General features: G+C 68.0%; 14 protein-coding genes, 3 tRNA genes and 1 other RNA gene. All 18 read left to right on the top strand.

The annotated features are described in order from the left end of the window. Nucleotides 1–342 (top strand): enoyl-CoA hydratase-related protein (locus VGT00_06905; protein HEV8531124.1); only part of this gene is annotated, 342 nt, incomplete at its 5' end. A gap of 44 nt (nucleotides 343–386) precedes the next feature. Then, on the top strand, nucleotides 387–2,030 hold the full coding sequence (locus VGT00_06900) for an AMP-binding protein (GenBank protein ID HEV8531123.1): 1,644 nt from the start codon (nucleotides 387–389) through the stop codon (nucleotides 2,028–2,030). 40 nt (nucleotides 2,031–2,070) lie between these two features. Beyond that, nucleotides 2,071–3,066: an ABC transporter substrate-binding protein gene (locus tag VGT00_06895; GenBank protein ID HEV8531122.1), complete on the top strand. Its 996-nt coding sequence runs from the start codon at nucleotides 2,071–2,073 to the stop codon at nucleotides 3,064–3,066. A 233-nt stretch (nucleotides 3,067–3,299) separates the two neighbouring features. Beyond that, complete coding sequence (tadA, locus tag VGT00_06890; GenBank protein ID HEV8531121.1) at nucleotides 3,300–3,764, top strand: tRNA adenosine(34) deaminase TadA; 465 nt, start codon at nucleotides 3,300–3,302, stop codon at nucleotides 3,762–3,764. 8 nt (nucleotides 3,765–3,772) lie between these two features. Continuing rightward, nucleotides 3,773–3,864 (top strand) — tRNA-Ser (locus tag VGT00_06885). A gap of 31 nt (nucleotides 3,865–3,895) precedes the next feature. Continuing rightward, a tRNA-Ser gene (locus VGT00_06880) sits at nucleotides 3,896–3,985 on the top strand. Between the two features lie 311 nt (nucleotides 3,986–4,296). Then, nucleotides 4,297–4,561: signal recognition particle sRNA large type (gene ffs, locus VGT00_06875), an RNA gene on the top strand. Nucleotides 4,562–4,777: 216 nt separating this feature from the next. Then, nucleotides 4,778–6,442 (top strand): DNA polymerase III subunit gamma/tau, encoded by a 1,665-nt coding sequence (dnaX, locus tag VGT00_06870; protein HEV8531120.1) that lies wholly within the window; start codon nucleotides 4,778–4,780, stop codon nucleotides 6,440–6,442. Beyond that, on the top strand, nucleotides 6,439–6,753 hold the full coding sequence (locus tag VGT00_06865) for a YbaB/EbfC family nucleoid-associated protein (GenBank protein HEV8531119.1): 315 nt from the start codon (nucleotides 6,439–6,441) through the stop codon (nucleotides 6,751–6,753). The genes dnaX and VGT00_06865 overlap by 4 nt, the downstream gene beginning before the upstream one ends. 154 nt (nucleotides 6,754–6,907) lie before the next feature. Next, complete coding sequence (gene recR / locus VGT00_06860; protein ID HEV8531118.1) at nucleotides 6,908–7,510, top strand: recombination mediator RecR; 603 nt, start codon at nucleotides 6,908–6,910, stop codon at nucleotides 7,508–7,510. 54 nt (nucleotides 7,511–7,564) lie between these two features. Then, complete coding sequence (locus tag VGT00_06855; protein HEV8531117.1) at nucleotides 7,565–8,626, top strand: class I SAM-dependent methyltransferase; 1,062 nt, start codon at nucleotides 7,565–7,567, stop codon at nucleotides 8,624–8,626. Between the two features lie 208 nt (nucleotides 8,627–8,834). Continuing rightward, a tRNA-Asn gene (locus tag VGT00_06850) sits at nucleotides 8,835–8,909 on the top strand. A gap of 35 nt (nucleotides 8,910–8,944) precedes the next feature. Further along, entirely contained in the window at nucleotides 8,945–9,907 is a 963-nt protein-coding gene (locus VGT00_06845) for an ABC transporter substrate-binding protein (GenBank protein ID HEV8531116.1), read from the top strand. A 169-nt stretch (nucleotides 9,908–10,076) separates the two neighbouring features. Next, nucleotides 10,077–11,702, top strand: coding sequence for a thiamine pyrophosphate-binding protein (locus VGT00_06840; protein HEV8531115.1), 1,626 nt, complete (start codon nucleotides 10,077–10,079; stop codon nucleotides 11,700–11,702). Between the two features lie 245 nt (nucleotides 11,703–11,947). Then, nucleotides 11,948–13,420, top strand: a complete 1,473-nt coding sequence (locus tag VGT00_06835) for an FAD-linked oxidase C-terminal domain-containing protein (GenBank protein HEV8531114.1) — start codon at nucleotides 11,948–11,950, stop codon at nucleotides 13,418–13,420. Nucleotides 13,421–13,657: 237 nt separating this feature from the next. Beyond that, a complete protein-coding gene (locus VGT00_06830) occupies nucleotides 13,658–14,995 on the top strand; it encodes an FAD-binding oxidoreductase (protein HEV8531113.1) in 1,338 nt (445 codons plus the stop codon). Next, on the top strand, nucleotides 14,995–16,368 hold the full coding sequence (locus tag VGT00_06825) for a heterodisulfide reductase-related iron-sulfur binding cluster (protein ID HEV8531112.1): 1,374 nt from the start codon (nucleotides 14,995–14,997) through the stop codon (nucleotides 16,366–16,368). The genes VGT00_06830 and VGT00_06825 overlap by 1 nt, the downstream gene beginning before the upstream one ends. Nucleotides 16,369–16,555: 187 nt before the next feature. Continuing rightward, entirely contained in the window at nucleotides 16,556–16,864 is a 309-nt protein-coding gene (locus VGT00_06820; protein HEV8531111.1) for a Rieske (2Fe-2S) protein, read from the top strand. Nucleotides 16,865–16,966 lie beyond the last annotated feature (102 nt).

Raw genomic sequence — 16,966 nt, 5'->3', positions numbered from 1 at the left:
CGGCTCCCCGAGATCGTCGGCCGAGCGCGCGCCCTCGAGCTCATCTGCACCGGCCGCGAGATCGACGCGGGGGAGATGGAGCGCCTCGGGCTCGTCCTCGCCGTGTACCCCGCCGATCGCGTGCGGGCGGAGGCCCAGGCCCTGGCTGCGCGCATCGGCGCGAGCGGCCCGCTCGCCACGCGCGGGGCCAAGCGCATCATGAACGCCCGGCGTGCCGACGGCTTCGCCGCCGCCCGTTCGCTCTCCGACGCTCTCCGTCACGCGCTCGAGTGGAGCCGTGACGTCGACGAGGGCATGGCCGCGCACCGGGAGGGCCGGCCGCCCCGATTCACCGGGCAATGAGCGTGCGCCCGAAGAGCCGGATGCTGGGGGATCTCCTTGACGAGATGGCTGCGGAACGGCCTCACGCCCAGGCCCTCGTCTTTCGCCACGAGCAGCTCAGCTACGGCGCCCTGCGCGCTCGCGTCGACGAGCTCGCGCGTGCGCTTCTCGCGGTGGAGGTGACGCGCGGCGATCGAGTGGCGCTGTTGCTGCCGAACCGCCCGGAGTGGGTCGTGGCCGCGCTCGCCATCGCCAAGATCGGCGGTATCGTGTCGGCCATCAGCACCTTCTCCACGCCCCGCGAGCTGGGATGGGCCCTCGAGCATTCCCAGGCGGTGGCGCTCATCACGGTCTCGGCCTTTCGGGGGCGTGCCTATCTGGACGCGCTCCATGACCTCTGTCCCGAGCTGGCCGGGAGTGCGCCCGGAGCGCTTCGAAGCGAGCGACTGCCCAGGCTCCAGACCGTGGTTTCGATGGACGGGCGGCGCGTGGACGGTGTGTTCCAGCCGGAGGACTTCCTCGCGCGGGGGAGCGGCGTGGGAACCGCAGCGCTGCGGGACAGACAGCGGTCGGTGAGTCCGAATGACCCGTGCTACATCCTCTACACCTCGGGGTCGACGGCCCTGCCGAAAGGCGTCACCCTCGCGCACGGCGGCGTCATCGAGAACGGCTTCAACATCGGCGAGCGCCAGCATCTGACTGCCGCGGATCGACTCTGGCTCGCCGTGCCGCTCTTCTGGTCGTTCGGCGCGGCGAACGCGCTGCCCGCCATCCTGACGCACGGTGGGTGCGCGGTGCTGCAGGAGAGCTTCGAGCCCGGGGAGGCGCTGGAGCTGATCGACCGCGAGCGGTGCAGCGTCTACTACGGCATGGCGAACATGGCGCGCGCCATGCTGGAGCATCCCGATCGTGGCCGGCGGCGGCTCGACTCCATGCGCACCGGGCTTACCATCGGTCTCGCGGAGGACATCGAGATGACGATGGAGGCGGTGGGCGCTCGCGAGCTCTGCAATGTGTACGGGTCGACGGAAACGTACGGCAACTGCGCGGTCACCGACGCCCACGATCCACTCGCGTGGCGCCTGCACACGCAGGGCCTGCCCCTGCCCGGCATGCACATCCGCGTGGCGGACCCGGAGACACGGCGGCCGCTGCCCGCGGGGGAGGTGGGCGAGCTATGCGTCGCGGGTCATGTCACGCCCGGCTATTTTCGGGCCCCGGAGCTCGACGCGGCCGCCTTCGACGGGGAAGGATATTTCCACACCGGCGATCTCGGGCTGGTCGGCGACGACGGGCGGGTGCGCTTCCGGGGCCGGTTGAAGGAGATGATCAAGACCGGCGGCATCAACGTGGCGCCGCTCGAGGTGGAAGGCGTGCTCCTCCAGCATCCGGACGTCAAGCAGGCTTACGTGGTCGGCGTTCCCGACCGTGACAAGGACGAGGTCGTGGTCGCGGTGCTGGAGCTGCACGAGGCCGCGGCGCCCGACGAGGGGGCCATCGTCTCCTTCTGTCGCGAGCGGCTCTCCAGCTACAAGGTTCCGACACGGCTCGTCTTCCGTAAGGCCGAGGAGTTTCCTCGCACGCCGACGGGCAAGATTCACAAGCCTGGACTCCGGGAGGAGCTTGCCACAGATCGGTCGCCGCGCCGCAGGCACGACGCCTCCGATCCAGGTGGGCACCGGGATCTCAATCAGGAGCCACGATCATGAGGCCCGCATCGCCTGTGTTGGTCCTGTTGGCGGTAGCGGCATGAAGGTCACACACGCCGCGCTCGCGGTCACCCTTGCCCTCGGCCTCCTCGCCACGCCGCTCGCTGCCGAGGCGCAGCCGGCGGGGAGGGTCTGGCGGATAGGCCTGTTGGATTACGGCTCGTCTGACCCTGCCCGACTTGCCTGGTGGAGGGCCTTTCAGGACCGATTACGCGAGCTGGGGTACGTGGAAGGACAGAATGTCGTCTTTCACCCGCGATGGGGAAACGGACAGGTGAGCCGACTTCAGGGCCTGGTCACCGAACTTGTTGCCGCCAAGGTTGACATATTAGTGACAGCGGGCAACCCCGCATCGCTCGCGGCCAAGCAGGGAACAAGCTCTATTCCCATCGTGACCGCGAACGGTCCTGATCCCGTCGAGCTCGGGCTCGTGGCGAGCTTGGGGCGGCCGGGCGGAAATGTCACGGGTATGACGTCGATATCCAGCGAGTTGTCCGCGAAGCGACTGGGACTGCTCAAAGAGTTGATCCCCCAGGTGTCCCGAGTGGCCGCCCTCTGGGATTCTGCCGCTCGCGGGTCGGCGCTCGCTGTACGGGACACCGAGGTTGCGGCTCGGTCACTGGGAATCGCGCTACAAAGTGTCGCCGTGCGCCCCGATCCCAGAGACTACGATGCCGCATTCGTGGCCATGAAGCGCGACGGCGCCAGGGCGGTCGTCGTGGTGCAAAGCTCGGCTTTTTTTTCGAGTTACCAACGGATTGCCGATCTCGCCCTCAGACACCGCCTGCCCAGTGCCGGCGGATCGAAGGAGTACGCGGAGGCTGGTGGACTCCTCAGTTATGGCGCGGACTTCCCGGATCTCTTCCGGCGCGCCGCCGTCTATGTGGACAAGATCCTCAAAGGCGCCAAGCCGGGCGATCTCCCGGTCGAGCAAGCCAGCAAGTTCGAGTTGGTCATCAACCTGAAGACCGCGAAGGCGCTCGGCCTGACGATCCCGCCGTCGCTGCTGCGGCAGGCGGATCAGCTTATCGAATGAACTGGGGACCACGGGAAACTACGACCTCTATTTCCACAACGATCCAGGAAGTGGGACGAACGCCCCGCTCGACTCAGCTTGCCCGCCCAAACGGTGAACTCCCGTACCGGCCGATCACCCTCCGCGTTCTCGCGGCAACCTGCTACAATCCGACGTCTAGCTATCTCGGGTCTGACGGGGCCGAGCGTAACGCTATCCCGGGGTTGGGTTGGAGGGGTTGGAGCGAGGAACACGTGGAGACGGCGGACGCCGGGGATGCGCGGCACATGGACCTGGCCCTCGAGGAAGCCCGCCGCGCGGGGGCGCTCGACGAGGTGCCCGTAGGCGCCGTGGTGGTGCTGGACGGGCGTGTCATTGGGCGCGGACGCAATCGAATGATCGCCGACAGCGATCCCACCGCCCACGCCGAGGTGGTGGCTATCCGAGCGGCCGCGGAGGCGGCGGGAAATTATCGCCTCACGGGCGCGGCGCTCTATACGACGATAGAGCCGTGCGCGATGTGCTGCGGGGCGGCGCTCCACGCGCGGATCGGGCGGCTCGTCTACGGTGCCGCCGATCCCAAGAGCGGCGCCGCGCGCACGCTGTACCGGCTGCTCGAGGATGCGCGCCTGAACCATCAGGTGGAAGTGGTGGCGGGCATTCGAAGCGACGAATGCGGGGCACTGCTGAGCGAGTTCTTTCACAAGAAAAGATCCTGAATTGCCGCGGAGGGGTGGCCGAGCCCGGTTGAAGGCGTCCGACTCGAAATCGGATAGGGGCGTAAGTCCCTCGGGGGTTCAAATCCTCTCCCCTCCGCCAATTTCGCAGTCGGAACGCATCGAGCAAGAGTGGAGGGGTGGCCGAGTGGCCGAAGGTGCGGCACTGGAAATGCCGTGTAGGGGCAACTCTACCGTGGGTTCGAATCCCACCCCCTCCGCCATCTTTTTGTTCTGAGGTGTTCATGAACCTGCCGATTGGCGAGAAGGGTCCAGTTGCGAGGCGGCGCCCGAAGGCAGCAGGTGAGGCGTACTCTCTGTACGTTGAACCTGCTGCCGAGGGCGCCAACGAAGCAAATGGCTCCCTGTCGTCAGCAGTTCTGAGCTACCGATGACCTTGCAGGGTGACGAGAAGGGGTCAGCTGCGAGGCGGCGCCCGAAGGTCGCACGCGAGGCGTACTCTCTGTACGTTGAGCGTGCGATCGAGGGCGCCAACGAAGCAGATGGCCCCTTATCGGCAGCCTGCGCGAGTTGGCCGTGCTAGACGGGGAGGTAGCGGTGCCCTGTAACCCGCAATCCGCTACAGCGGGGTTGAATTCCCTCTCGAGGGCCGTTCGTGTCGAATGAGCTGCGCGGGACGGTGTTGAAGGTTGGGCCCCACGCAATGAGCCGCGTCAAACCCCGCCAGGCCCGGAAGGGTGCAACGGTACGGCGTTTAGCTCGTGTGCCGTGGGAGTACCTGACCGGAGCCGGCTCCGCGTTGAGATCGCGGGACGGGCGGTTCGACGGAGGGTGCACGGTCATTCTGTTCCGGGGGGGAGCGGGCGCCGCTCCTCCCCCGGTCCCCTCCACCGCTCTTCATCGAGCGCGTTGCGTGGAGCAACGCTTGTTCGTTGTTTCGGGGGGAGCGAGCCCCGGTTTTGTTAGGGGTTGGCTCGGCTCGCCTTCGGCTGCGGCTCACACCGCAATCCCCGGACCCGTCTCTCTATCTAGGGCTGTTGCATGAAGGGTCGCCCGTGACGTATCAGGTGTTGGCGCGGAAGTGGCGGCCGCAGGTTTTCGCGGGGGTGGTGGGGCAGGATGCGGTGACGCGGACGTTGCTGAATGCGCTGGCGTCGGGGCGGGTGGCGCACGCGTATCTGTTCACGGGGCCGCGGGGGGTGGGGAAGACCACCACGGCGCGGCTGCTTGCCAAGGCGCTGGCGTGCACGGCTCGCACGGGGCCCGAGGCCTGCGGCGCCTGTCCCGCCTGCCTAGATTTCGTCTCGGGGGCGCTGGTGGACGTGATGGAGATCGACGCCGCGTCCAACACCAGCGTGGACGATATCCGCACGCTCCGCGAGAACGTCAAGTACGCTCCGGCCCGCGGCCGCTTCAAGGTCTATATCGTGGACGAGGTCCACATGCTCTCGGGCCCGGCCTTCAATGCCTTCTTGAAGACGCTCGAGGAGCCGCCCGCGCACGTGGTCTTCGTGCTCGCGACCACGGATCCGCGAAAGATCCCGGCCACGGTGCTCTCGCGCTGCCAGCGCTTCGATTTCCGTCCCATTTCGCCCGAGCAATTGACGGGGACCCTGACCGAGATCCTGACCAAGGAGGGCGTCCGCTTCGATGCGGCGGCGCTGCCGCTCCTCGTGCGCGCCGCGGAGGGCAGCCTGCGTGACGCGCTCTCCCTGCTCGATACGGCCATCGCGTATGGCGGCGGGGAGCTCGACGAGGCGTCGGTGGCGCGGCTGCTCGGCGCCTCCTCACCCGTTCACGTTCGCGCCTTCTTGGGCGCGCTCCTGGCCGCGGACGGCGCGGCCGCGCTCGAGGCCATCGACCGGGCCGCGCGCGACGGAGAAGATCTCGGCTGGCTCTGCCGCGAAGTCATCGAAGCCGCGCGCCGGGCCCTCGTCATCAAGGTGGCCCCGGAGGGAAAGTTCGCCGACCTCACGCCGGCCGAGCAGGCGGCCATCCGCGAGATGGCCGAGCCCGTGAGTCAGGACGAGCTCGTCTATCTCCTGCGCGCCTTCATGGATGCCGATGCCGAGATGCGCCGCTCGCCCCATCCGCGGGTAGAGCTCGAGATTGCCGCCGTGCGGGCGGCGCGCCGTCCGCGTCCGGAGGCCATCGAGAGCCTCATCGCGAAGATCGACGAGGCCGCGAGCCGGCTGCGCTCCGCGCCGGCCGGGCCGGGGCGTCCGGTGGTGGCCCAGCCGAGTCTCCTCGATACGGCCGCGCGGACGACCCCGCCCGTGTCGGGCTCGAGTGCGCCCGCGCCGCCGACCGCGGAGTCCCGGCCGCCTCGACGACAAGATCCAGCGCCCGAGCCGGCCAGCGAAGGAGACCTCGGGCGCGGATGGACACGCGCCGTCGAGGAGATCCTGAAGAAGAAGGCCCTCCTGGGTTCGGTCGTCCAGCATGCCGTGCCTCAGCGGCTCGAAGGCGGCGTGCTCACGGTGGGACTGATCGCCAGCGCCTTCCACCGCGAGATGCTGGGCGAGCGCGCGAACCGCGAGATCATCACTCAGGCCGTCCAGCTGCATATTCCCGGGGTCCGGCGCGTGGAGATTGCCTCCGAGGGCGACGTGCCGAGCGGCGCCGTCAACCATCCGGCCGTGCAGGCGGCCGTGGCCACGTTCCAGGGCGAAGTGGTCGCGGTGCGTCCGCGCGTCCCGGAGGAAGGAGAAGCCCAGTGAAAGGGTTCGGCAACATCATGAAAGAGGCGCAGAAGCTGCAGCAGCAGATGGAGGCGCTGCAGCAGGAGGTGGCCAAGAAGAAGGTCGACGCGACGGCGGGCGGGGGCATGGTCACCGTGGAGTGCAATGGCAAGCAGGAGCTCCTCTCGATCAAGATCGACCGCGAGGTCATCAATCCCGAGGATTCCCAGATGCTCGAGGATCTGGTCCTCGCCGCGTGCAACGAGGCGCTGCGGAAGTCGAAGGAGATGGTCCAGGCCGAGATGGGCAAGCTCACCGCTGGTCTCAAAATCCCCGGCATGGGGATGTAATGGCCGCATGATCGTGACGACGCGCGCTTCTGTATCCCTCTCCCCCCTTGGGGCTGTGACGACGACCGCTTTCGCATCCCTCTCCCCCACTGGGGGAGAGGGCAGGGTGAGGGGGTCGGGCCCGGGACGGAAGCCCCTCCCCTCCGGAACCTAGATGGCCTACTACCCCGAGCCGGTCGCTCGGCTCATCGAGGCGCTGCAACGGCTCCCTGGCATCGGCCCCAAGACCGCTCAGCGGCTGACCTTCTTTCTTCTCAAGCGTCCGACGGACGAGGTGCAGACGCTGGCCGAGTCGCTGACGCAGCTCAAGGCGCAGATCGTCCACTGCCGCGTCTGCTTCAATGTCACCGAGATAGACCCGTGCCGCATCTGCGCCGATATCCGACGAGACGGGCGCATCCTCTGCGTCGTGGAAGAGCCGAATGACCTCATGGCCCTCGAGCGCACGGGAGAGTTCCGAGGCCGCTATCACGTGCTGCTGGGCGCGCTCTCACCCCTCGATGGCATCGGGCCGGAAGACCTCAAGGTCCGCGAGCTGCTGGTCCGGCTCGAGACGCCCGGCGTCGAGGAGATCATCCTCGCCACCAACCCAAGCGTCGAAGGCGAGGCAACGGCAATCTACCTGGCCAAGCTCTTGAAACCGCTCGGCATGCGCATCACGCGCATCGCGCGAGGACTGCCCGTAGGTGGCGACCTCGAATACGCCGACGAGGTCACGCTGTCGAAAGCGCTGGAAGGCCGCCGCGAGGTGAGTTAGGGCCAACATCCCTCTCCCCCATCGGGGGAGAGGGCAGGGTGAGGGGGCGAAACTGTGGACCAGAAACCCGATCGCCAGCGGATCCAGGATTTCGCCCGCAAGCTCTTCGGCCACTACACGAGCGGAATCCTCACCTTGCTCGTCCAGGTCGGACACAAGACCGGGCTCTTCGAGGCATCCGCGAAGGGACCAGGGACCAGCCAGGAGATCGCCGACCGCGCGGGGCTCAACGAGCGCTATGTCCGCGAGTGGCTGGCCGCCATGGCCACCGGCGGTGTCGTCGAATACGATGCGGCCTCCGGAGTCTTCACGCTCCCACCCGAGCACGCGGCCTGCCTGACCGGGACGTCGAGCCGCAATCTGGCCGCGGCCAGCCAGAACCTGCCCATGCTTAGCAAGCGTCTCCCCCGGATCATCGAGTCTTTCAGCAAAGGCGGCGGAGTTTCTTATTCGGAATACAGTCCCGATTTCACGGAGGCCATGGACGCCTCCTGGCGCCTGCTCTATGATGGCCTCCTCATCAAGGGCTTCCTGCCTGCCGCCAAGGGCTTGCCCGAGCGGTTGAAAGAGGGAATTCGCGTGGCGGACGTCGGCTGCGGCACGGGCCATGCGGTGAACTTGATGGCCCGGGAGTACCCGGCATCATCCTTCCTCGGCTATGACCTGGGAGAAGACGCGATCGTCAGGGCCCGAGCCGAGACGCACGAGATGGGGCTGACGAACACAGCCTTCGAGGTGCTCGACGTCGCGCAGCTGAAGTCCGAGCCCAAGTTCGACCTGATCACGTCCTTCGACGCCATCCACGATCAGCGTGACCCCGCGACCGTGCTCCGTCGGATCGCGGGCGCCCTGGCGCCGGAGGGCGTCTATCTCATGGTGGAGCCCAAGGCCTCGAGCAAGCTCGAGGAGAATATCGGCAACCCGTTCGCGCCGTACATCTACGGCATGAGCGTGCTCCATTGCATGACGGTCTCGCTGGCCGCCGGCGGCGCCGGTCTCGGTACGGCGTGGGGCGAGCAGTTAGCCCGCCGCATGCTCGGCGAAGCGGGCTTCACCACGGTCGAGGTGGTCGATGCCCCAGGCCCCCAGAACAGCATCTACATCTGCCGTCTGTAGCGGGCTCTCACTCTTCAAGGGGCGGGCTCTCTCTACATCCCTCTCCGCTCTGGGGAGAGGGCAGCTCTTCGAGCCGAGACGCTGCCGACGAGCCACGGGCGAGGAGAGCGGCGAGGTGAGGGCTGAGATAGTGAGGGGGGTCGGGGCGGCTTGGCGATCCCCAGGCCGTGTGATACAAAAAGAACTCCAGCGGGTCTGCTTTTGGCGATCCCCGATAGCTCAATGGTAGAGCACCCGGCTGTTAACCGGGGGGTTGCTGGTTCGAGTCCAGCTCGGGGAGCCAATCTCTCAGATGGTTAATAGAAGCCTCCAGTAGCGATGATCATACGCGCTACGCTCGCAGCCGCGCTCGCCCTCGGCCTCCTCGCCGCGCCGCTCGCCGCCCCGGCCCAGCAATCGTCCGGGAAGACCGCCCGAATCGGGGTTTTGGTGCGCGTGTCTACTCCGTTCGACGCATTCCGGGAAGGGCTGCGCGAGCTCGGCTACATCGAGGGTCAGAACATCGCGATCGAATATCGGTCTGCCGACGGAAAGGATGAGCGGCTGCCTGGGCTCGCCGCCGAGCTCGTGCGCCTGAAGGTGGACGTCATCGTCGCTGTATCCCCGCCCGCTACTGAAGCAGCCAGGCTGGCGACCAGCACGATCCCTATTGTCTTCCCCGTCTCAGGCGACCCTGTTGCCGAGGGCTTCGTCGCCAGCCTTGCCCGGCCCGGCGGCAACCTCACCGGGCTAGCCACGATTGGCCCGGAGCTGGTGGGAAAGCAGTTGGAGCTGCTAAAGGCGGTCGTCCCTAAGGTCTCCCGGGTGGCCGTGCTCCAGAACCCGAGCCAACAGGTCCAGCGGCAGGCGGAGGATGCGGCCCGGGTCCTCGGGGTGCAGCTTCAAGTCCTGAAAGCGCGCACCTCTTCCGAGATCGAGGCGGCGTTTGCGTCGATGCGCAGCCAGCGCGCGGGGGCCGTCCTCGTCATGCGGGACGCGCTGTTCTTTGCGCAGCAAACCCAGATCGTGGCCCTCGCCGCCAAGAGCCGGCTCCCCGCAGTGTATGGGTTCCGGGAGCAGGCGGAGGCTGGCGGCCTCATGGCCTATGGAGCAAGCACTCCCCAGTTGTTCCGGCGCGCCGCCACCTACGTGAACAAGATTCTCAAGGGCGCCAAGCCCGCCGACCTTCCCGTGGAGCAGCCCACCAAGTTCGAGCTGGTGATCAACCTCAAGACCGCCAAGACACTCGGGCTGACGATCCCGCCATCACTGCTGGGGCAGGCGGACCAAGTCATTCAATAGGGGACAAACGCCCGTTGGTATACTTGTGGCCCCTTGGAACCGTTTGAGTCGCATCGAGTGTCTGGTTCGATTGTTGACCGGGGGTTGCTGTTTCGAGTCCAGCTCGGGGAGCCACCCACTCCCAGCATCGCTGAGCGCTCTCCCGCAGACGTCCGCAGAGGATCCGACCATGACGGCCTCGCCTGAGCTCCGTACCGGCGGAGAGTGGATCGTCGAAGCGCTACGGGCCGAAGGGGTGCGGCATGTCTTCGGGCTCCCCGGCGTGCACAACCTCGCCATCTACGACGCGCTCCTCAAGCAGCACGAGATCAGCCATGTCCTCGCGCGCCACGAGCAGGGCGCGGCCTTCATGGCCGATGGCTATGCGCGCGCCTCCGGGCAGCCCGGCGTGGTGGCGGTGACGACGGGGCCGGGAGCGACCAATACGCTGACGCCCATGGTGGAGTCCTGGGCGGGGTCGCAGCCTGTGCTGACCCTCATGTCCGATATTCCGTCGGCGCTCATCGGCAAAGATCTGGGCGCGCTGCACGAGGTGCCGAACCAGATCGACTGCTTCCGCCCCGTCTGCCGCTGGGCCGAGACCATCTACGATGGCCGGCTCTTCCCCGCGGCGGTGCAGCGGGCCTTTCATCTCTTTCGCACCCAGCGGCCCGGACCAGTGGCGCTTTCGCTGCCCACCGATCTCCTCGTGGCCAAGACGACGGGGCAGCTCACGGCGCTCACCGGCGGCCGACGGGTCTGTGATGCAAAAAAGATCGACGAGGCGGCCGAAGTACTCAGGCGCGCGCGGCGGCCGCTCATCGTGGCGGGCGGAGGCGCGGTCGCTGCAGATGCCGGCGCCGCGCTCGCGGCAGTGGCGCGCCGGCTCGGGGCGCCCGTGCTCACGAGCGTCATGGGGCGGGGGATCCTGCCCGAGACGGACCCCCTCTGGCTCGGGATCGTCCCGAACTGGCGGGCGAGCAAGGCGGCGCTGGAATCGGCGGACGTGATCTTCGCCGTCGGCTACCGCTTCGCTCACCGGTCGACCAAGGGCCTCCTGCTGAACTTCTCGCTCAAGCCCGAGCAGACGCTGGTCCACATCGACCTCGACCCTGGGGTGATCGGCCGCATGCACGCGACCGCCGTGGGCATCGTGGGCGATGCGCGCCAGGGCCTCGAAGCGCTGGCGCAGGCTCTCGGATCGGGCGGGCCCGCTGAGGGCTGGGATCGCGCGTGGCTCACATCTCAGCGGGATACCCGCTGGCCGCGCTATGCGGAGACGGCGGACCGCTTCATCAAGATGCTTCGCCAGGCGCTGCCGCGCGATGGCATCGTGGTCAACGATCAGACGGGGATCAACTACTGGATGGAGTGGCATTTCCCCGTCCTGCAGCCGCGCACCTTTCTCTACCCCATCGGTTCCGCCACGCTCGGCTACGGCGTGCCCGCGGCCATCGGCGCCAAGATCGCGTGCCCCGATCGCGCCGTGGTCGCGGTGATCGGCGACGGCGGCTTCATGTTCTCGGTCAATGAGCTGTCCACGGCCGTCAAGTACGGGCTCGGGATCGTGTTCCTCGTGATGAACGACGAGCGCTTCGGCGCCATCAAGTACCTCCAGGACGCGATCTTCGGGAAGTACGGTGAGGTGGATCTGGCGAATCCGGACTTCCCGGCCTTGGCTCGCGCCTTCGGAGCCGAGGGAGAGCGGGTAGCGGATCTGGACGCGCTGCCTCGCGCGCTCGAGCGGGCGCTGAAACACGCCGGCCCGACTCTGCTGGAACTCCCGCTCGCCGTCGATCCTCCCTGGGAGCTGTAGCCGCCCCCTCACCCTGCCCTCTCCCGCGAGACGGGGGCGAGGGATACAAAAAGAGTCTTCCGAGGATCCGCGAGAGGGATTCGGAAGAGTGTCACCGGAGGAGAAGAAATGCTGCTCGATGTCTCGCCATCCTCTCTTATCCCTCTCCCCCATCGGGGGGAGAGGGCCGCCGTTCGAGCTGAAGGGCGAAGCCCTGAGGCGAGGGCTGAGTAAATCAGGGGGTCTTGCTAGGGTATAATTCACGCATGAGTAGTCTTGATCCCGGCCGCAAGGCCGGCCTGCGCCGCGAGCTGGAAAGCCTCCTCGGGAAAAGCGCTGTCCTGTCCGACCCCGAGGAGCTTCTCGTCTACGAGTCCGATGGCCTGACGCTTTTCCGGGCGCTCGCCGACTTCGTGATCTTCCCCACGTCTGTGGAGCAGGTGGCCGCGGTGGTGCGCCTCGCCAATCGCGAGAGCTTGCCCTTCGTGGCGCGCGGCGCGGGGACGGGGCTCGCGGGCGGCTGCTTGCCCGCCGAGGGCGGGCTCGTCATCTCGCTCATGCGGATGAACCGCGTCCTGGAAGTCGACTACGAGAACCAGATCGCCGTCGTCGAGCCCGGGCTCGTGAACCTTCACCTGTCCTGGGCCGTGGGGCCCAAGGGCTTCTACTACGCTCCCGATCCGTCCAGCCAGCAGGCCTGCACCATCGGCGGCAATATCGCCAATAACTCCGGCGGACCGCACACCCTCAAGTACGGCGTCACCGTCAATCACGTGCTCGGGCTCGAGGTGGTGCTGCCCGACGGCGAGATCGTCTGGCTCGGGGGCCGCACCCGCGAGTCGCAGGGCTATGACCTGACCGGGCTCTTCGTGGGCTCCGAGGGTACCTTCGGCATCGCGACCAAGATCATCGTGCGCATTCTCCGTCGTCCGCAAGCCGTGAAGACCGTCCTGGCCGTCTTCGATGCGGTGGAGGCGGCCTCGGAGTCGGTCTCGGCGGTGATCGGGCGCGGGCTCGTCCCCGCGGCCATGGAGATGATCGACCAGCTGACCATCAGCGCCGTCGAGGATGCCTTTGGCTGCGGGTATCCCCGCGATGCCGCCGCCGCGCTCCTGATCGAGCTGGACGGGCTCCGCGAAGGCATGGAGGCTCAGGCCGAGCGTGTCATCGCCGCCTGCCGCGAGAACGGCGCGCGCGAGGTGCGCGCCGCGCGCGACGAGACCGAGCGCCAGCTCCTGTGGAAAGGGCGCAAGAGCGCTTTTGGCGCCTACGGCCGCATCTCTCCCGCCTACATGGTGATGGACGGCGTGATTCCGCGTACGCGGCTCCCAGAAGTCTTGCATCGGGTGAACGAGATCGTGGGCGCTCACGACCTCCGCGTGGGCAATGTGTTCCATGCCGGCGACGGCAATCTCCATCCGAACATCCTCTACGATCCCCGCAAGCCGGGAGAAGTCGAGCGCGTGGTCAAGGCGGGCGGCGACATTCTCAAGGTCTGCGCGGAAGTCGGCGGCTCGATCTCGGGCGAGCACGGCATCGGGCTCGAGAAGATCGACTACATGCCGCTGATCTTCACCGAGGCGGATCTGCACGCCATGCGCGGCGTCCGGGACGCCTGGAACCCGCGCGGGCTCTGCAATCCCGGCAAGATCTTCCCCTCGCGCAAGGCCTGTGGCGAGGCGAGCATCGCCTATCGTCCGCATCCGATCGAAGCCCAGGGCCTGGCCCAGCGCTTCTAGCGTGGAACATCCATGAAGGAGACTCCCTCGTCGTACGGCCCCCTGATTTATTCAGCCCTCGCCTCGCGGCTGCGCCGCTCAGCTCGAACTGCGGCCCTCTCCCCCGCCGCGGGGGAGAGTAAAGAGAACACTCTTGCGACGCTGCTCTCTTCATTCTGATCCCTCTCCCCCAGTGGGGGAGAGGGCAGGGTGAGGGGGTCAGGTGTTCGCGCATAGTCCGGGCTAGCGGGCGGGACGATGGCCGTGCCCGCCAGCTTCCACGATGACCTTCGCCGTATCGTCGGCCCCGCCCATGTCCTGACCGGCATCGAGTGCGGACCCTATGTCGTCGAAGGCCGCACGCCCGAGGCCGTCGTCGCTCCCGGCAGCAAGGAAGACATCGTCGCGATCCTGATGGCGGCGGGCGAAGCCGGCGTCCCGGTGACGCCGTGGGGCGGGGGCACCACGATGGCCGTCGGCTCGCCGCCCTCGCGGCTGGGCCTCGTCCTCTTGCTTGGTCGGCTCAACCGGCTCGTCGAGCACGAGCCCGGCGATCTCACGGCCACCGTCGAAGCGGGCATGACCGTGCGGACCCTCCAGGAGACGCTCGGCCGTCGCGGGCAGTGGCTGTCTCTCGATCCGCCTCATCCCGACAGGGCCAGCATCGGCGGCGTTCTCTCGGCCAATGTCGCCGGGCCGCGGCGGCATCTCTACGGCGGCTGCCGCGATCTCTTGATCGGGCTCACCGTGGTCACGGCCGAGGGGGCGATCGTCAAGGGCGGGAGCAAGGTCGTGAAGAATGTCGCGGGCTATGACTTGCCCAAGCTCTTCATCGGCGCCTTCGGGACCCTTGGTGTGATCGTGGAGGCGACCCTGAAGCTCCGCCCCCGGCCCGATGCCGACCGCGTCGTGGTCTCGCGCTTCGAGCGGCTCAAGGACGCGGGCGCGGCGGCGCGGGCCGTGATGGCCTCGGATCTCTTGCCGTCGGCGCTCGAGCTGATCGACGGGGAAGCCGTCCGGGCGTTGGCACTGGGCCCCAGCGAGGGCGCGGTGCTTCTCGTCGGGGTGGACGGCATCACGGAGCAGGTCGACTGGCAGTGCCGCGAGATCGAGCGGCTGCTCGAGCCCATGGGTCTCCGCGAGGCGAAAGTGCTCGACGGCCCGGAGCGCGATCGCCTCTGGCAATCGCGCGGTACCGTGGGGCGCGATGCCTTCGCCGAGACCGCGGCCACGATGCGCTGGACCGTGCTGCCGAGCCAGGTCGCCGAGTGCATGGAGCAGGGCGCGGCGGTGGCGCAGCGAGCGGGTCTGGGCGCGGCCATGGCGGCCCATGCCGGCGTCGGCCTCGTCGACGCGGCCCTCGGCGGCGGTGCGGATGTCGATCTCGATCGCGTGGCTGCCGTGCTCGGCGAGTGGCGCGCGCTCGTGCGCGGCGCCGGGGGCCACGCGATAGTCCAGTGGGCCCCGCTGGCCGTGAAGGAGCGCGTGCCGGTCTGGGACGAGGCGGGGCCGGCCCTCCGTATCATGGCGCGCATCAAGGCGCAGCTCGATCCGCGCGGCGTGCTCAATCCGGGCCGCGTCATGGGCGGCATCTGATGGCGCATACGCTAGAGACGCCGCGCGCCATGGGGCCGCTCAAGCTCCACGGGCTCGACGTGGAAGGCGTTCATCGCTGCGTGCACTGCGGGCTCTGCCTGCCGTATTGCCCCACCTTCTCGATCCTCGGCACCGAGATGGACTCGCCGCGCGGGCGCATCATGCTGATCAAGTCGTTGGCCGAGGGGCGCATCAGCCTGACCGAGTCGACCAAGGTCCATCTCGATCTCTGCCTCGGCTGCCGGGCCTGCGAGACGGTCTGCCCGTCGGGCGTGCCGTATGGCCAGCTCATCGAGGCCGGTCGCGCGGAGATCGAGCGCGAGCGCCCGGGCGGCCTCGCGCGACGGCTCTTTCGCTGGCTCAATTTCGATGTCCTGCTCCCGAGCCCGCGCCTGCTCGGGCTCGCCGCCGCGGGGCTCCGCTTCTACCAGGCGAGCGGGCTTCAGCGCCTGGCGCGGGCCACTGGTCTGATCCGGCTCCTTCCCAGGCCATTGCCCGACTGGGAGCCGCTGCTTCCCGTGCTGCCGCCCGGCGCCTCGCGAGCCCCGCTGCCCGAGCTGACGCCGGCCATCGGAGTCAGACGGGCGCGCGTCGGCCTTTTGACGGGCTGCATCCAGCAGGTCGCCTTCGGCTCCCAGAATCGCGCGACGGCCCGCGTCCTCGCCAGCAATGGCGCCGAGGTCGTGGCGCCGCCGGCCCAGGCCTGCTGCGGTGCGCTTCACGCTCACGGGGGAGAGCACGCGCGGGCCGTCACCCTCGCCAAGCGGCTCATCGAGGTCTTCGAGGCGGCCAAGGTCGACTTCGTGGTCGTGAACACGTCGGGTTGCGGGGCCCACATGAAGGCCTACGGGCTGCTCCTGGCCGACGATCCCGCCTGGCGAGAGCGGGCGCAGCGCTTCTCGGAGCGCGTGCGCGACCTGGCGGAGTTTCTGGCCGCCGAGCCCTTGCGCGGACCTCTGGGCCGCGTCGAGAAGACCGTGACCTATCACGATCCGTGTCATGTCGTCCACGGCCAGAAGATCAGCCGCGAGCCACGAGCCCTGCTCGCTCAGATTCCCGGACTCACCGTGGTGCCCCTGGCCGAGGCGGATTGGTGCTGCGGCTCGGCCGGGACGTACAACCTGACCCAGCCGGAGATGGCGCAGCGCCTGCAGGCGCGCAAGGTGGCCAATGTCCGCGCCACCGGCGCCCAGGCCGTCGTCACCGCCAACCCGGGCTGCATCATCCAGATCGCCCAGGGCCTGGCCGCCGAGGGCACGCCCATCCAGGTCCTTCACCTGGCCGAAGTGCTCGACGAGGCGTACGCCACCGCCCCTCACCCTAGCCCTCTCCCCAGAGGGGAGAGGGATACAGAAAAGAGACCCCAATCTTGATGCCAACCCCCTTCCCCGTCGAGGGCAAATCTGGAACTCTCTCCCCCATCGGAGAAGAGGGCAGGGGAGAGGGATACAGAAAGTACGGCCCGCGTTCAACCAAATCCCTCCCCCCGATGGGGGAAAGGGCGGCAGTTCGAGATGAGCGGCGAAGCCGCGAGACGAGGGCTGAGTAAATGAGGGGGCGATGACCCGCGCGCGTGTCCTCGACCTCGCCGCTCTGCCGCCAGGCGGCGTCGAGCTCCTCGTCTTCCGAGGGATCGACGTGGCGCTCTTCCGGCGCGGAGACGAGTTCTTCGCCATCGGCAACGAGTGCGCCCACAAGGGCGGCAATCTCTGCGATGGCCGCGTCGAGGGCGACATCGTCACGTGTCCGTTGCACGGCTGGGAGTTCGACCTGCGCTCGGGCGTCTGCATGACCATTCCCGGCGAGGCAGTGCCGCGCTTCGCCGTCACCGTGGACGATGGCGGAATCTACATCGAGGACTCCGCGTGAAAGACGCCACGCCGCAGGAGCACAAGGCCCACGCGCCCGTGTCCGTGGGCTGTTTCGTGCTGACCATCTCGGACTCGAAGACCCCCGACACCGATACGAGCG

This window comes from Candidatus Methylomirabilota bacterium (assembly GCA_036002485.1).
Taxonomy (GTDB): domain Bacteria; phylum Methylomirabilota; class Methylomirabilia; order Rokubacteriales; family CSP1-6; genus AR37.
Note: the sequence above shows the minus strand (reverse complement) of the source record. Positions and strands in the feature narration are given on the sequence as shown.

Bases quoted from the DNA above. Each gene is read 5' to 3' on its own strand.
- VGT00_06900 (HEV8531123.1), top strand. From the start codon at position 387: ATGGCTGCGGAACGGCCTCACGCCCAGGCCCTCGTCTTTCGCCACGAG.
- VGT00_06895 (HEV8531122.1), top strand. From the start codon at position 2,071: ATGAAGGTCACACACGCCGCGCTCGCGGTCACCCTTGCCCTCGGCCTC.
- recR (HEV8531118.1), top strand. From the start codon at position 6,908: ATGGCCTACTACCCCGAGCCGGTCGCTCGGCTCATCGAGGCGCTGCAA.
- VGT00_06845 (HEV8531116.1), top strand. From the start codon at position 8,945: ATGATCATACGCGCTACGCTCGCAGCCGCGCTCGCCCTCGGCCTCCTC.
- VGT00_06840 (HEV8531115.1), top strand. From the start codon at position 10,077: ATGACGGCCTCGCCTGAGCTCCGTACCGGCGGAGAGTGGATCGTCGAA.
- VGT00_06835 (HEV8531114.1), top strand. From the start codon at position 11,948: ATGAGTAGTCTTGATCCCGGCCGCAAGGCCGGCCTGCGCCGCGAGCTG.
- VGT00_06830 (HEV8531113.1), top strand. From the start codon at position 13,658: ATGGCCGTGCCCGCCAGCTTCCACGATGACCTTCGCCGTATCGTCGGC.
- VGT00_06825 (HEV8531112.1), top strand. From the start codon at position 14,995: ATGGCGCATACGCTAGAGACGCCGCGCGCCATGGGGCCGCTCAAGCTC.
- VGT00_06820 (HEV8531111.1), top strand. From the start codon at position 16,556: ATGACCCGCGCGCGTGTCCTCGACCTCGCCGCTCTGCCGCCAGGCGGC.